Annotated in this window: 14 protein-coding genes; 6 read left to right on the top strand and 8 right to left on the bottom strand. The window is 33.1% G+C overall.

The annotated features are described in order from the left end of the window. Positions 1–31: 31 nt before the first annotated feature. Positions 32–991: a helix-turn-helix transcriptional regulator gene (locus tag OLM51_RS03790; RefSeq protein WP_264553074.1), complete on the top strand. Its 960-nt coding sequence runs from the start codon at positions 32–34 to the stop codon at positions 989–991. Between the two features lie 55 nt (positions 992–1,046). Here OLM51_RS03790 and OLM51_RS03785 read toward each other — a convergent pair whose 3' ends face one another. Then, positions 1,047–1,547 (bottom strand): DinB family protein, encoded by a 501-nt coding sequence (locus OLM51_RS03785; protein WP_264553073.1) that lies wholly within the window; start codon positions 1,545–1,547, stop codon positions 1,047–1,049. Positions 1,548–1,612: 65 nt separating this feature from the next. Beyond that, the gene (locus tag OLM51_RS03780) at positions 1,613–2,092 is read right to left on the bottom strand and encodes a DinB family protein (protein ID WP_264553072.1); all 480 of its coding nucleotides are present in this window, start codon (positions 2,090–2,092) and stop codon (positions 1,613–1,615) included. A 232-nt stretch (positions 2,093–2,324) separates the two neighbouring features. On the opposite strand from OLM51_RS03780, the gene thiL reads away from it, so the two are divergent. Continuing rightward, positions 2,325–3,371 (top strand): thiamine-phosphate kinase, encoded by a 1,047-nt coding sequence (gene thiL / locus OLM51_RS03775; protein WP_264553071.1) that lies wholly within the window; start codon positions 2,325–2,327, stop codon positions 3,369–3,371. Positions 3,372–3,460: 89 nt separating this feature from the next. On the opposite strand, the gene OLM51_RS03770 is transcribed toward thiL, so the two are convergent. The 5 genes from OLM51_RS03770 to OLM51_RS03750 all read right to left on the bottom strand — a co-directional run bounded on the left by OLM51_RS03770 (position 3,461) and on the right by OLM51_RS03750 (position 9,406). After that, the gene (locus OLM51_RS03770) at positions 3,461–4,156 is read right to left on the bottom strand and encodes a response regulator transcription factor (RefSeq protein ID WP_264553070.1); all 696 of its coding nucleotides are present in this window, start codon (positions 4,154–4,156) and stop codon (positions 3,461–3,463) included. Next, a complete protein-coding gene (locus OLM51_RS03765) occupies positions 4,146–6,203 on the bottom strand; it encodes an ATP-binding protein (protein ID WP_264553069.1) in 2,058 nt (685 codons plus the stop codon). Before OLM51_RS03765 ends, OLM51_RS03770 begins: the two co-directional genes overlap by 11 nt. Before the next feature lie 100 nt (positions 6,204–6,303). Then, entirely contained in the window at positions 6,304–6,558 is a 255-nt protein-coding gene (locus OLM51_RS03760; protein ID WP_264553068.1) for a hypothetical protein, read from the bottom strand. A gap of 178 nt (positions 6,559–6,736) precedes the next feature. After that, positions 6,737–7,612: a LytR/AlgR family response regulator transcription factor gene (locus tag OLM51_RS03755; protein ID WP_264553067.1), complete on the bottom strand. Its 876-nt coding sequence runs from the start codon at positions 7,610–7,612 to the stop codon at positions 6,737–6,739. A 252-nt stretch (positions 7,613–7,864) separates the two neighbouring features. Next, the gene (locus OLM51_RS03750; protein WP_264553066.1) at positions 7,865–9,406 is read right to left on the bottom strand and encodes a glycine--tRNA ligase; all 1,542 of its coding nucleotides are present in this window, start codon (positions 9,404–9,406) and stop codon (positions 7,865–7,867) included. 98 nt (positions 9,407–9,504) lie between these two features. Here OLM51_RS03750 and OLM51_RS03745 point away from each other — a divergent pair, with 98 nt between their 5' ends. Beyond that, positions 9,505–10,185 (top strand): ComF family protein, encoded by a 681-nt coding sequence (locus tag OLM51_RS03745; protein WP_264553065.1) that lies wholly within the window; start codon positions 9,505–9,507, stop codon positions 10,183–10,185. Between the two features lie 93 nt (positions 10,186–10,278). Here the strand turns inward: OLM51_RS03745 and OLM51_RS03740 are convergent, their stop codons facing one another. Continuing rightward, positions 10,279–12,951: a reprolysin-like metallopeptidase gene (locus OLM51_RS03740; RefSeq protein ID WP_264553064.1), complete on the bottom strand. Its 2,673-nt coding sequence runs from the start codon at positions 12,949–12,951 to the stop codon at positions 10,279–10,281. A 195-nt stretch (positions 12,952–13,146) separates the two neighbouring features. On the opposite strand from OLM51_RS03740, the gene OLM51_RS03735 reads away from it, so the two are divergent. From OLM51_RS03735 to bioB, 3 genes are all read left to right on the top strand, one after another. Next, a complete protein-coding gene (locus tag OLM51_RS03735; protein ID WP_264553063.1) occupies positions 13,147–14,076 on the top strand; it encodes a bifunctional riboflavin kinase/FAD synthetase in 930 nt (309 codons plus the stop codon). Positions 14,077–14,194: 118 nt separating this feature from the next. After that, a complete protein-coding gene (locus tag OLM51_RS03730; RefSeq protein ID WP_264553062.1) occupies positions 14,195–14,632 on the top strand; it encodes a hypothetical protein in 438 nt (145 codons plus the stop codon). Between the two features lie 171 nt (positions 14,633–14,803). Then, positions 14,804–15,892, top strand: a complete 1,089-nt coding sequence (gene bioB / locus OLM51_RS03725) for a biotin synthase BioB (protein ID WP_264553061.1) — start codon at positions 14,804–14,806, stop codon at positions 15,890–15,892. The last annotated feature ends 391 nt before the right edge of the window (positions 15,893–16,283 follow it).

Raw genomic sequence — 16,283 nt, 5'->3', positions numbered from 1 at the left:
ACTTCTAACCTTTGAAACTAAAAAAGAAAAGATGCTTGACGAAACTCCAAAACGATTTGACCGAATTGTTGCCATTCTTATTCAATTACAATCCAAAAAAATTGTAAAAGCTCAGGAATTGGCCGATCGTTTTGAGTGCAGTCTGAGAACTATTTACAGAGACATCAGAACTTTGGAAGCTTCCGGAGTTCCTATTTATAGCGAAGCCGGAGTTGGTTATGCATTAATGGATGGTTATCGGCTTCCGCCGGTAATGTTTACCCGTGAAGAAGTAAGCAGTTTTATAGCGGCCGAAAAACTGATGCAGAAATTTACCGATCCTACTTTGGGAACACATTATTCATCGGCGATGTACAAATTAAAGTCCGTTCTACGAAGTGCAGATAAAGATTATCTTTCAAACATTGAATCCAGAATTGTTATGCAAACTGCAGAACCCATGTTTAATGATAACTCACCCAATACTCTGGCTATACTGTTTGAAGGTATTGCAGAAAAAAAACAGATTTTACTTTCGTATAAAACTTTTGAAAGTGATGAAACGAACGAAAGAAACATCGAACCTGTGGGCGTTTTTCACGACCACAACAATTGGTACTTTTTAGGTTATTGTCATTTGAGAAAAGACTATCGCCAATTTAGAACCGACAGAATTCTCGGAATCAGGAAAACGGAATCAGGTTTTACTATCGAACATAATTCTTTAGAAACTTATTTGACAAAAACCGAAACTCGTCCAACCGTAAAAGTTCGAATTCTGATTGAGAAAAAAATTGCCCGATATCTGGCAACTGAAAGAAAATATCATGGTTATGTTTCTGAAAAAGAAGTTGACGGAAAGATCGAAATGACCTTTATGTGCAAGGATATCGACAGCGGATTTCCTCGTTGGTTTTTAATGTTTGGTGATTATGCCACAATTTTGGAACCAGAAAGTCTTAAAACAAGAACTTTAGAATTATTAGAAATCAACAGACAAAGACTTTTATAAAAAAACTCCTAAAGAGCAATCTGTTATTTTGCCTTTAGGAGTTTTTTTTCAAACCTTATTTCTGTCCTTTTACAACATTATAAAAATTATAATCTGTATTTGATGCATCAGTTATACCAATATTTCTTCCTATCGTTACAATCTGACCTCTATGATAAGTACCATGATTAACAACTTGTAATAAATACTCAGAAAGCGGCAATTCACATTCAAACCATGGATTACTAATTTTAACCTTTTTTACCAAAGCTTCTTCTGACAATGAATGAATAAAATCTGTAAGTTTTTGAGATGAATTTAATAATCCGGCAAATACATCGGCACTGGATAATTCGCTAAGTTCTTTCTTTTCTTCCGGTGAGGTCTCTGAAATAACAGAAAACCAATATTCTTCTGTAGACCAAATATGATCCAATGTCTTCATGATATTTGAAAAACTCGAAGAAACTTCTGCATAAAGCAATTCGTCAGATTTCGGCGAAAGCCAATTTACAAATTGCTGATTTACCCATAAATTGTAGTTAGCGTAATTGGACATCATACTTTTTAAACTCATAATCTTTAAATTTAATTTTTTATTGAATGAAGTTTTTTTGGCTTTTAAAGTTAATTACTTTTTAATTATCTCTCCCAGAAAAATGGCGGTTCGATATTTAATGCTCTTAAATATACATAAGCCTGACCTCTGTGATGAACTTCGTTATCAATAAAATATAAGATATTCTGAATAATTGGGAATTCATACTGACCAAAAAGATTAAAGGTTTCACTAAAATCCTCAACCGATAATTGTTCCCAATATTTATTAATTTCTTGTGTAGCCTCATCCCATTTTTCAAGATATTGTGCTTTGAAAATTAGTTTTTCAGTTCCTTCTGAAAATGGTGCAGTTTCTTTTGTTACGATTCCTTTTAAACCCGGAACCGCAATAGCCAAAAGCTCGTCTACTAATTTTGCGAAAGGTCTCATGCCTCCAATTGAAAATTCGAAGAAATCCTTTTCCGGGAAAATTTCAATTAAACGACGCGTTAAAGCTCTATGACCTTGCCAGTGTTTCAATAAATCTTCTGAAGTAATAACTTGTGCTTCTAATGTTTTCATGATTTTAAAGTTTTAAATTTTTAATACTTCAAAAGTAAAATGGTCAGGTGACAACAGTTTGTCAGCAGGAAAAAATAAATTTTGTTTTTTTTAATTATCGATCTTTAGAACCCTACTGCAGTGCGTTTCTAGAGACAAAACCTTTGTCACTTTGTGCCTCAAAAACTTTGTACCTTTATAAATAAAAACCTTTGTACCTTTGCGCCTAAATAACTTTGGAACTTTAGAAAAAATGATTGAAGATAAAAATCCGCAGCGTACCAGTATAGCTCAATTGGGAGAATTTGGTTTAATTGAACATTTAACCAAAAATTTTGATGTTACGCAGGAATCTACTTTAAAAAGTATTGGCGATGATGCAGCAGTTCTGGATTTTAAGGATAAAAAAGTAGTTGTTTCTACAGATTTATTGATTGAAGGCGTACATTTTGATCTGGCTTACATGCCATTGAAACATTTAGGATACAAAGCGGTTGTGGTAAATATCTCTGATATTTGTGCCATGAATGCAAAAGCAACTCAAATAACAGTTTCTGTTGCAGTTTCTAATCGCTTTCCGCTTGAAGCCTTAGAAGAATTATTTGAAGGAATCACACATGCAGCAAAAGAATATAAAGTTGATGTTATTGGTGGTGATACTACCTCATCTCAAAAAGGATTAATTATAAGCATAACAGCAATTGGCGAAGCAAATGAAGATGAAATCGTTTATCGAAACGGTGCAAAACAAACTGATTTGCTTGTTGTAACCGGAGATATTGGTGCAGCATATATGGGATTACAGGTTTTAGAGCGTGAAAAGCAGGTATTCCAGGTGAATCCAAATAGTCAGCCAGATCTTGATCCTTATACTTATTTGGTTGAAAGACAGTTAAAACCTGAGGCACGTAAAGATGTTCGAACTTTATTGCATGCTCTTGAAATAAAACCAACTTCGATGATTGATATTTCAGACGGATTATCTTCTGAAATTATTCATTTATGTAAACAATCAAAAGTGGGTTGTAATTTATATGAAGACAAACTGCCTTTGGATCCACAGTTTATTTCTACTTGTGAAGAATTTAATATAGACAGCACCACTGTTGCCATAAACGGAGGTGAAGATTATGAATTATTGTTTACAATCGATATTAATGATTTTGACAAAATAAAAGGAAACCCGAACTTCTCTATTATTGGCCACATGGCAGACGAAAGTGAAGGAATACATCTTGTAACACGTGCAAATACAAAAATTGCCTTAAAAGCACGTGGATGGGACGCCTTGAGCGAATAATCGCTTAGAAACTCCAAATAAAAAATTCCAAATTCCAATATGATCATCAGCATTGGAATTTGGAATTTATTTTTTTTGGATTTAACTTTTTAAAAGAGCCCTTTACTTTTTGCTTCTTTAACCAATTCTTCATCAGAACCAGTTCGTATCTTCAATAAGTCTTTTAAGTTTACTTTTCTTTTTTCTATGGCTCTTAAAGAAATCGGAATATAATGCGACATTTCTTCTATTTGTGTTCCTTTTGACAAATGAAACAAAATCTGTTTGTCGAATTGATCGATCTCTATCGAATTATGTACAGATTGATTCAGCATTTTTACTACCGATTGACTGTAGTACTTTTCATTTTTCATTACTTTATCAAAAGCAAAAAGAAGCTCGTCAAAAGTTAAATCATTTTTTATCACTAGCCCATTGGGATTAATTGTTCTAATGATCGTTTTAATTTTTAGCAACTCTGTATACATTGTAAGAAGGATAATTTTACAATGCGGCATTTTTTTCATGATCAATTTGGCCAGATCTTCACCAGAAAAAAGCTCTTTATCTTCATAGGCCGGCATACTGATGTCTAAAAAAGCGATATCAAAATCCAGAGTATCTTTATCTTCCAGCAAATCATAAGCAGATCTGCAATCAAAAGCCTGAGCAATAACAAAATCATACTCTTTTGGATTATACCGGGTAATTGCATTTTTATATCCTTCAATAATAAAAGGATGGTCGTCTACAATTAAAATATTTCGCTTAAGTACCGGCGAAAATGGAGTTGGGTCAAATGTCATTATTATGTAGGTTAATTTTTTGATCGATTGGGACTTTAACGGTGAGAATTGTTCCTTCTCCTTTGGCAGATTTTACTGTAACTGTACCCTTACATTCAGTTGCTCTGTACTGAATATTATGCAATCCTATTCCGTTCTTTGTTCTTTTAGTATTAAAGCCAATTCCGTCATCTAAAATAGATAAAATCAAATAATCGATTTCGCTTTTAAACTCCACTATAATGACATCAGCTTTGGCATATTTATTACAATTCTGAAGTGCCTCCTGGACAATTCTGTACAAATTAATCTTGACAATATTATCGACCAGTTCCCATTTTATATGAGGGTCAAATTTTGTAATTAATTTAGAATAATGCGTGTTTCGCTGATTTTCAAACAGTTTCTTTAAAATCGCAACAAAATTATTAATTAATTCTGATTTTTCTCTATTTAAATCATGCGAAATTTCACGAATATCTTCCTCTATATTTTTTAGCTCTGTCAGGTACTTTTTTCTCTTTGCGGCCGCCTGAGCTTCATCAATTTTATCTAAGCTGTCTAAACTAATTCTTACGCCAAACATTCTGCCCAAAACACCGTCATGCAGTTCCTGTGCAACTTTTTTCTTTTCTTTGATTCGGGTTTGTTCGATCTCGTTCTGCTGTGAAATCATTAAATTATAAATGTCTTCATTTGCAATTTGCTGTTGCTGCTTAAAAAGTAACTCTCTGTTTCTAGCTTGTTGTGTTTTGTAAACATAAAAAAACAAACCCACCAGAGTACAAATACTAAAAACATAGATTAATGTTTTATTCTTCTCTTGTAAATTTGAGTTTTGATCTTTTATCTCGTTGGTTTCATATTCGATACGGGAGAATTTTTCTCCCATTTTTCGTTCTGCTTTCAGCAATTTCTCATTAAGATGAATGTATTCCTTAGAATAAACAGATGCTTTTTGGGGATCAACAATAGCAATTTGCTTAAGTGATTCCAATATATTTCTTATTGTATTTGATTTTTTGGATAAAATTAAAGCTTGCCTCGCATACTGAATTGCTCTGAAGGTATCTTTCTTAAAGGCATAATATTCAGACAGATGGTTTTTATTTAATATAATTCCAGATTCAAGTTTCAGACTGTCCCTAATTTTTAAAGCTTGGTAAAATTGTGAAGGCAGTTCTGTAAATTCCTTCGATTTAAACTTAGAATAAGCAAAATTATCTAAAAGCATTGCGTAGATAGTTGTATTCCCATTAAATAAATCTTTTTGCTCCAATCCTCTTTTAAAATATTTTTTGGCTTGATTAAAATTATGCATCTTTAAATAAACATATCCGATGTTATTTAGTGAAATCGCTCTTTGTTGGAATTGTGATAAAATTGTTTTATCTTCAAGCATAGACAATGCTTTATTATGATATTCAAGTGCTTTATCATACTCTTCGCGCTCATTGTATATAATTCCAAGTAAATTATAACAGTCATAAAGATCTTTATTTACGTCTTTTTTCGTCTTTAAAATCTTAAGTGCTTTAAAAATACTAATTTCACTTTCAAAAAAATCCCCTTCACTCAACTGCAAATCTCCTTTGGCTATAAGAGTTTTTACCAGATTAATATCATCATTGTTTCTTAAATATATTTTCTCTGCTCTGAAATAATTCAAAAAGGCACTATCCGAAACCATTTGAGATTGATAATAATCTCCCAAATAAGTATAAGCTTTACCAATACTGGATGAATCTTTACTACTTATTGCTCTTTCCAAAACCAATTTAGATATTTTTTTATAGGATTTCCAATCGCTCATATTGTAATAGCGATTAGCAATTTTAAATAGATTAACTCTATTCATAGAATCATTCTCCTGAACAATAACAACATCAAATGCTTTTTGATTATACTTTTGTTTATAGTTAAAAGGCAAATTAATATCATTTGCCAACGAGAAATAAATAGGCAGACTATCTATTGAAGATTTTACATTTTCATCTTTCTTAGTATTATTGGTACAACCAAACAGGACAAGAATTAAAAACAATAATATCTGAGAATGTTTTTTCAAGGGATGTCTATGATTTTTATCAAAAATACTAAAACTATAGACATAAAAAAAAGGTTGCCCAAAACTGGACAACCTTATTATTAATATATTTATGTTTCTCTTAGTCTACTTTTACTTTTGATGTGGTAAATTGACTATCAAGATTAAAACTATTTAATTTATTTGCTGAATTTTTATGATTTGAGTTATCATATGCAAAATCTGATTTTTTACCTACTCTTCCTTGTCCTCCATCGGTACCAATCATAATGTCAATACCTTCTGCAACTGATGTATTTATTTTTTCTGGAGTTACGAATGAAGTTGCTACTACTACTAAAGAAAATAATCCGAATATTAAAGCTGTTTTTTTCATGATTTGAGGTTTTAATGTTTTGTCTTTTTTTTTGTTTTTGGAGATGATTGCATTGTGCAAATCAGTGGTGTAAAATTATACCCGGAAACAGAAAAAATTTACATTAAAACCAGTGTTTATGGTAGATCATGCCCAAATGATAGTCACTGAGCGTCAAATACATGTAAACACTTAATATTTAGATCTCTAAATAATTACCGTCGGCGATATCTGCGATAATTGAATCAACGTTTGCTTTGTAAGTCTTGGAAAAAGGAATCTTTTTTGAGGAATTTTTGATGTAACAAACTGAGTTTCCGTTATGAATTCTGGCAATATAGTTTTGATTGATTATATAACTATTATGAATTCGGACAAACGGATGTAATAAAACACTTTCAAAATGCTTTAAAGTCTTAAAAGCGGTGACCATTTCGCCCGAAGCGAGGAATATATCGGTAGAATTATTATCTGCCTGAAAATAACAAATATCAGAAGCATTCATGTACCGATAATCTCCATATGATTTAACGCAGATTATAAGTGGTTTTTCGGCTTCAAAAGTTATTTTATGATCTTCTACTACTACAGGCTGAATTTCTTCCTTTAAATCAGAATTTTCTTCAAACAAACTAACTCGCTCTAAATCAGGTACATTAACAACATTCTCTTCAAAACGTGTGTCTTTAGATTCCGAAAGGGTCTTTTGCAGTTTTAAAAGGGTCTTTAACAAATCTACATGTGTTAAAGGTTTCAGAATATAATCAAAAACGTTATACTGAATGGCATCAAACGCCAGATCCTTTTTAGTTGTAGTGATAATAACTTTGGGGATAACAGACAAATACCGATACAATTCGCCAATAAATGCAAGTGATAAATTACTTAGCGAATTTTCGGGATCAATTTCTAAAAAAATAAAAGAAGGACGATATTCTAAAACCAAATTTAAACCTTGATGGTAATTCGTAGCCGAGGCTATAAAAGTTAACTCCGAAAACCCTTCTGCAACAATTCTGGTCTTCAAAATACTTTCAGCGTCATTGTCAATAATGATGTACGAATACTTTTTCAATTTTTATTTTAATGATTTTTTAATAAGTAACAATCGGCATCTCTATCTCCATCTTTTAACTTTAGCATACAAAGGGGCAAATAAATTTACACATATCACTTTTACAAATGATTCATTGTTAACATATTAACCGGAAATGTTAATACATAAAGATGAAATGCAAAAATGTTCGACAAAATACACTTTTTAAAATTAAAAAAATCCCAAACTCCTCACAGGAATTTGGGATTTTTATCATATTAATTAAGAAAATTACATTTTCATTAACCAGTTTTTCATCGAAACTTCGTTTTCAATAATAGCTCTTAATTCGCTAATCTTAACACGATCCTGTTTCATTGTATCTCTATGACGAATTGTTACTGTTTCGTCTTCTAGAGTCTGGTGATCTACAGTAATGCAAAATGGTGTTCCCAATGCATCTTGTCTTCTGTAACGACGACCTACAGCATCTTTTTCATCATAAGCAACATTGAAATCCCATTTTAAATCTTCGATGATTTTTCTTGAAATTTCAGGCAACCCATCTTTTTTAACTAATGGTAAAACCGCTGCTTTTGTTGGTGCTAATACCGCTGGTAATTTAAGCACTGTTCTTGACGAACCATCCTCTAAAGTTTCTTCTTGCAACGATGTTGCAAAAACTGCTAAAAACATACGATCCAGACCTACAGAGGTTTCTACAACGTATGGTACATAGTTTTCATTTAATTCAGGATCAAAATATTGTAATTTTCTACCTGAGTATTCTTCGTGTGCTTTTAAGTCAAAATCAGTACGAGAGTGAATACCTTCTAATTCTTTGAAACCAAAAGGGAAATTAAATTCAATATCGGCAGCTGCATTGGCATAATGTGCTAATTTTTCGTGATCGTGAAAACGGTAATTATCTTTTCCTAATCCTAAAGATAAGTGCCAGTTTAAACGTGTAGTTTTCCAGTGTTCGTACCATCTCATCTCATCTCCCGGACGCACGAAAAACTGCATTTCCATTTGTTCGAATTCACGCATACGGAAAATAAATTGTCTTGCAACAATTTCGTTTCTAAATGCTTTACCTGTTTGAGCAATTCCAAAAGGAACTTTCATACGACCAGATTTCTGAACATTCAGGAAGTTCACAAAAATACCCTGAGCTGTTTCCGGACGTAAATAAAGATCCATTGCAGATTCTGCAGAAGCTCCCAATTTAGTTCCGAACATTAAGTTAAATTGCTTAACCTCTGTCCAGTTTCTTGAACCGGTTTCAGGATCAGCAATTTCAAGCTCATCGATCAAAGCTTTTACATCTTCCAGATCTCCATTACCTAAAGAACGTCCTAAACGCTCTCTGATTTCTCTTTCTTTAGCCAAATATTCAATTACTCGCGCATTTGTAGTTACAAATTCCTCTTCGTTGAATGCATCGCCAAAACGAGCTTTTGCTTTTTCGATTTCTTTTTTAGCTTTCAGATTAATCTTTTCAGCATAATCTTCAACTAAAACGTCTGCTCTATATCTTTTCTTAGAATCTTTATTGTCAATTAATGGATCATTGAATGCATCAACGTGGCCCGAAGCTTTCCAGGTAGTTGGGTGCATTAATATTGCAGCATCTAGTCCTACAATATTTTCATTCATCTGAACCATTGATTTCCACCAATATTCACGAATATTCTTTTTTAACTCGACACCATTTTGTGCATAATCATACACTGCACTCAATCCATCGTATACTTCGCTTGACGGAAAAATAAATCCGTACTCTTTTGCGTGCGAAACCACATTCTTAAATAAATCGTCTTGTTTTGCCATAGTGATGCAAAAATATAAAAAGTACGTTTAAAAAAAAGAAAAATTACAAAGATTGAAACATCAATTTCGTTATTTTTGTAACTAAATTCTTTCTATTTGTGTTTAATTATATCATAAATCTGTTTTTTCCAAAAGTTTGCTCCGGATGCCGATCGGTTTTGATGACAAATGAAACTGTTTTGTGTACCATTTGTCGTCATGAATTACCGCTTACGCAATATCATTTAGATTCTAATAACGAAGCTGTTAAGAAATTTTATGGAAAAATCGAGATTGAACACGCATCGGCTCTTCTGTATTTTAATAAAAAAGGTATTGTTCAGGAACTTATTCATAATTTAAAATACAAAGGTCATGAAGAAATAGGCACTGTTTTAGGCAGTTGGTATGCTGAAGATTTAAAAGATCTGAAACTGAACAAACCTTTTGATATTATAATTCCAGTACCGCTGCATTCTAAAAAACTTAAAGAGAGAGGCTATAATCAGGTTACAACTTTTGGAAAAACTTTGGCAGCTTCTTTAAATCTTATTTTTGATGACACTGTTTTATATCGAAAGCGTTATTCAAAAACACAATCAAAGAAAAATCTGTTAGGCAGATCTGAAAATATTGATTCTATCTTTGATGTCCATTTTTCAGAAACAAATCACCACAAACACTTTTTAATTGTTGACGACGTATTAACAACCGGAGCCACACTTGAGGCATGTGCGCGTGCATTACTAAAAATACCCGGTGCAAAAATCAGTATTGTATGTATGGCAGTAGCACACTAGCCGGAAATACATTTTAAACCAAAATTCCAAATTCCAATCAAACAGTAATTTGATCGGAATTTGGAATTTGAGATTTTGGAATTTGAGAACCTTTTAGTTCACCACAATTTTCTTTACCGTTCTTTTATCTCCGTCAATTACGGTAATAAGGTACATTCCGGAAGAAACATTTGGCAACTGAATATTTTGACTAAATTGTTTCGTTGCTCCATATGTATTTGAATATACTATCTTACCTAAAATATCATGTACAAAAATCTTTATTTCGGATAATGAATCGCTTTTAAACTGAATATTGAAATTTCCTTTGTTTGGATTTGGGTAAAGATTAAAATCTATTTTATCAAAATCAACTGCATCTAGTGTAAATGTCTGACCACAAATGTTTACTGAAGCCGAATTTATAGTTCCAAAGCTTCCAACAACCGCATCTCTTACTCGAAAAGTCCAGGTTCCAGCAGGGCTTTGACCATTAAAGACACTTAAAAAATCTACCGGAACAACAATTTGTTGTGTTGTTTTACCACAATCTAAAGTGGCTCCCGAATCATCAAACTGAAGGGCTAAAGTTGAGTTTGTTGCAGTGCAGCTTTTATTAAACAACTGTACAATGGTTCCCTGAGGATTTACAATTTGAATTTCCAGATCCGAAAGATTCTCATGCGTTACATTAATCAAGACATTTACATCTGAAATTACAGCATCAGTTGCCGGAACTGTTACTGTTTTTGTAACAAAGGTAGTTGTATTAGGGATCGAAAATGAACTCCCGAAGCTATATGAATTACAAGTTGTAGTTGATGTATATCCTACTGCAAAAGGCTTTTTGTTTATAGCATAATAGATATTGCCTGTTGGCTGAATCAAAATTCTGCAATTTTTTGAAGAGGGTACACTGGCTGGAAGAACAATAACTTCGGAACCATCATTTGGTGTATTTGCAGCTAAAGTTATCGGAAAAGTTGCTCCTCCGTCTGTAGACAATTTAATATCAACAGTAGACGAACCTTGCAATGTATTGGTATTATTTACATTCCAAGTAACCGTTTCACTCAATCCCTGCCACCAACTTACATCATCGTTAACATGCGATGTAATTTCAAACGGTCCGGCTGAAGAAGAAACGTTTACAATCATTTGAGCTGTATTGGTCTGAGCTGCCCCTGAAGCGGCATTATCTCTACCAGTTAAAGTAAAATGCAACGTTCTTGCAATAGACGTCACAGACTCCCAGGTAGTGGTTAATCTATTTTGAAGAACTGAGTTAAAACCAGGCATGTAACGAACTGGACTACTACTTGGAATAACGGATCTAAACAAAGGCCCGTCTGGTTTTGTTGGATAAGCCTTGCTATTTTCTTCAGATGTCGTTGTTGCATTATCATATTCTTCCCAATTGTAAGTTACTGAATCTCCTTCCGGATCAGATCCTGTTCCTGTCAAAATAAATGCTGTAGAAATGGGAATTGTATAATTAGCACCGGCATTGATTACAGGTGGGTTATTGGTTATTGCTGTACTTACCGGGCAACTTTTTGTAGCCAGATTATCCTGAATCTGTAAAATACTGGCATAAGCAAAATAATCGTCTGAATGCATCTGAACATCATACCCATCAGAAATACCAGCATAACCCATAATGGTAGAACCACTTCCCGGCTCGACATTTACACTTGTTCTCTCTCCAGAATCAAAAGAAAAAGTATGCATTGCCCCTAACTGATGTCCAAGTTCATGTGCTACAAAATCAATATCGAATGTATCTCCCTGAGGTTTTCCGTCAGATGGAGAAGTAAAAGCACTTCCTTTTCCTAAAGGCTCATCAGAGGTTGGATTATCACAAACACACCCAATACATCCGGCATTTCCGCCTCCACCCGTAGCACCAAATAAATGTCCGATATCATAACCGCTATTTCCTATTACCGAAGTCAGATTATTTTGCACTTCTGTATTCCAGGATCCTTTTACTCCTGTTTTTGCATCAGAGTAAGGATCTGTTGTTGGATCGGTATAAATTATAGCGTCATTATTTGAAATCAATATCAGTCTTACAGCCAAATCTTTATTAAAGACACCATTAACTCTTGTTAGTGTTGCGTTCATTGCACTAGTAGCCTGAGCCTTTGTACCACCAAAAAACTTAGTATACTCGCCTGTACAGGATAATGCCAGACGCAATGTTTTAAAAACTTTTGCATTTGATGTCGTTTTCCCTGTTTTTGCCGAAGTAATTAAATCACTTTTTTTGTCTTCTGTTTGACATATCAGTCCTTTTGAAGCCTTATCACTTTTGGCAAATAAAACATACTGCGACTTGTCATCCGGATTTTCTTCAATAAACTCAGTCGATTTATCAGCACGAAATACCATAGTTTGTATTCCAAATGGTGAAACGCTGAAATGAATTTTTGCTGTTTTATCATCTAAACCAGATCCCTCGTAAGCTCTGATCTCAGGATATTTTGCCTGTAATTCCGGTTCAAAATTTGAAGATTCCCAAACCGAAAACTTTTCCAGAACACCATTAAGGTTTGGAATTGTAATTTCAGTCTTAGTTTTTTTTGACGTAGTATTAGTTATTGAAGAAAGCTTCGTCCGTAGGTGATCTGAGCTTAATTTATAATATAATTTTTCAGAATCCGCCTCATTTGTCTTTTTACTTAAAAAAGTATTCGGATTGGTTTTTTGCCATAAATCATCGCTTTGAGCATGAATATTGGCAAAGGCAAAAATAAATAATATAAAAAGTAATTGTTTTTTCATATTCAGAGTCACTTAGAAAGATCAAAATTAAAAGAATTAAATCAAATTCTTACATATAAACGACATTTAATACTTTTTAATCGATGAGTTGGTTTATTTTCACAAAAAGTAAGATATTCTCAGTAAAAATCAATTAAGCTTGGTATCAAATTTAAAATAGATAGTATAAATTTGCACCATCTTAAATTATTTGTTTTGAAGCTCTTTCATTCTATAAACGATTTCCGTTCAACCAAGAAAACAATTTTAACTCTTGGAACCTTTGATGGCGTGCATATTGGTCATAAAAAAATTCTTGAACGAATTACTCAGAACACCGAAAACGGCAAATACGAAAGTTTGGTACTTACTTTTTTTCCGCATCCCAGAATGGTATTGCAGGAAAAATCAGAAATAAAACTTTTAAACACTATTGGTGAAAAAACAAAGCTTCTGGAAGAAACAGGAATAGAAAATCTTATTATTCATCCTTTTAACGAAAGCTTCTCAAGACTTACTGCCGAAGAATTTGTGCATTCGATTTTAGTGGACCAGTTTCATATTCAGAAAATAATTATTGGGCATGATCATCGTTTTGGCAGAAACAGAACTGCAAATATTGATGATTTAATCGCTTTTGGAATAGAATATGGTTTTGAAGTTGAACAAATTTCTGCACAAGAAATTCAGGACGTTTCTGTAAGCTCTACCAAAATCAGAAAAGCACTTACCGAAGGAAATATGACATTGGCCAATGAATATCTTGGGTATGCTTATTTTTTATCTGGTACTGTAGTGAAAGGAAAGCAGCTGGGGAGAACAATTGGTTTTCCAACGGCAAATATTGAGATTGAAGAAGATTATAAATTGATTCCAAAAAATGGTGTTTATGCGGTTAAAGCTATTGTAGATACTAAAGAAATTTTTGGAATGATGAACATTGGCTTCAATCCTACTGTAAATGGGCAAAAACAAACTATTGAAGTCCATCTTTTTGATTTTGATGCTGATATTTATGGTGCAAAAATCGAAGTTTCGCTGTTGCATTATCTTCGTGAAGAACAAAAATTTGGTTCAGTCGAATTATTGAAAGCACAGTTAAATCAAGATAAAATTGATGCCTTAAAATTTATCGAACAACTTTAATATTTCTCTAAAAATACTTTTCGTGTTTTTTAAATCATCGTAGTTATTTTTTTAGTAAATTTGATATAGAACTCTGTTTTTCACATATTTACTATTAACTTCTTTAAAAATAACCACTATGAAATTACCTAAAGAAATTACCAACGGGTTTCTAATATTCCTGGGAATAGGCATTTATTTTTTATTGATGAATGTACTTGGTCTGGCAGATTTATTCTATTTACGTGTCTTAAATGTATTTTTTATCTTTTATGGTGTAAACAGAACTATGCAAATGAATCTCCATGAAGGCGAAACCAATTTTGTATCGAATGCTGTTTCTGCAATGGCAACATCTGTGGTTGGCGTAGCGTTGAGCATATTCGGATTATTAGTTTATAGTTATGCACGTGGCGGAGACGCTTATGTAAAAACATTATCTGCAACTTTTATGTTTGGAGGAAATCCTTCTGTACCAACTTATTGTATTTGCTTGTTGTTTGAAGGAATTGCTTCTTCTGTAATTGTAACTTTATTGATGATGCTATATTGGAACAATAAATATGTAGCCGATTAATATTTCACATAAATCATAACATTTAGCACTCTAATATCATAAAAATGTATAATTCTATGATTTTAGAGTGTTTCTTTTTTGAAAATAACGGCCAAATATTCATTCACAAAATTCAGCATTGGTTGATTAGAACAAATTAACTATTTTTGAGGCTTCAAAAACAATGTATTCATGAGCATTACAAAACACAACTGGACTAAAGACGAGATAATCGCCATATATAACAAACCCTTGATGGACCTTTTATATGAAGCTGCAACCATTCACAGGCAAAAACATGACCCTAACGTAGTTCAGGTTTCGACTCTATTATCTATCAAAACCGGAGGATGTCCTGAAGACTGTGGATATTGCCCGCAGGCTGCGCGCTATAACACAGGAGTTGAAGGGAATGACCTAATGAGTGTAAGTCAGGTAAAAGCACAGGCTCTTCGTGCAAAATCAAGTGGATCTTCACGCGTTTGTATGGGTGCTGCCTGGAGAAACGTAAAAGATGGTGAAGAATTTGATCAGGTTTTAGAGATGGTTCGTACCATTAATAAACTTGACATGGAGGTTTGCTGTACACTTGGTATGATTACTGAAAATCAGGCACAACGTTTAGCAGAAGCCGGTTTATATGCCTATAATCACAATTTAGATACCTCTGAAGATTATTATAAAGATGTTATTTCGACACGTGCTTTTGAGGACCGTCTAGAAACAATCGAAAACGTTCGTAAAACAAATGTTACTGTTTGTAGTGGCGGAATTATTGGAATGGGAGAAAGTATTGAAGACAGAGCGGGAATGCTTGTAGCTCTTTCTACTTTAAATCCACAACCGGAATCAGTGCCAATTAATGCTTTGGTAGCTGTTGAAGGAACTCCAATGGAAGATGAAAAACCAGTTGAAATCTGGGAAATGATCAGAATGGTGGCTACTACAAGAATTGTAATGCCAGAAACTCAGGTGCGTTTATCTGCAGGAAGAACAAATATGAGTCGTGAAGGACAGGCAATGTGCTTTTTTGCAGGGGCAAACTCAATTTTTGCCGGAGATAAATTACTTACAACCCCAAATCCTGATGTACACGAAGACATGAAGATGTTTGAACTTTTAGGATTAAATCCACAAAAACCATTCACAAAAGTTTCTCAGCCAAAAACAGTAGAAGCAGAAGATTCTCAATTTGCTCCTTTAGGCGAAAAACCAAAATGGTCAAGACCCGGACATACTATCGAAAGAAACCTTGAACATTCAATCAAATCAAAAATTTAATTACACGAAGTTCACTTTCAATAAATATTTTAAAAATGCTTATAACACAATGTTATAAGCATTTTTTTATTTTAAAGAGATAAAGAAAAAGCAACCCGAAAGGATAAAAAAATCTCATAAGCTGAATTTGTTCCCAATATGTAAAAAATAAATCCCGATTGTTATTGAAGAACTGACCAGGGTAACCCGCTAATCATAAAGATGGATTTAATAAAGCTCATACTAAAATGAAAACGAACGATTACATTGCTCTTTTAGAACCAAAATCTACTAATTACAGCATTTTTCTTTTTAACCTAACAATATGAGTCTCCCTGTCAAATAATGCCTTTAAATGTCCTAAAAATGGATTAATTGCAAAATGAAAAAGTTCAAAATATTTTTTAAATAA

Origin of the sequence: Flavobacterium sp. N2038 (assembly GCF_025947185.1) — a bacterium.
Lineage (GTDB): Bacteria > Bacteroidota > Bacteroidia > Flavobacteriales > Flavobacteriaceae > Flavobacterium.
This window is presented reverse-complemented; position numbering and strand designations above follow the sequence as displayed.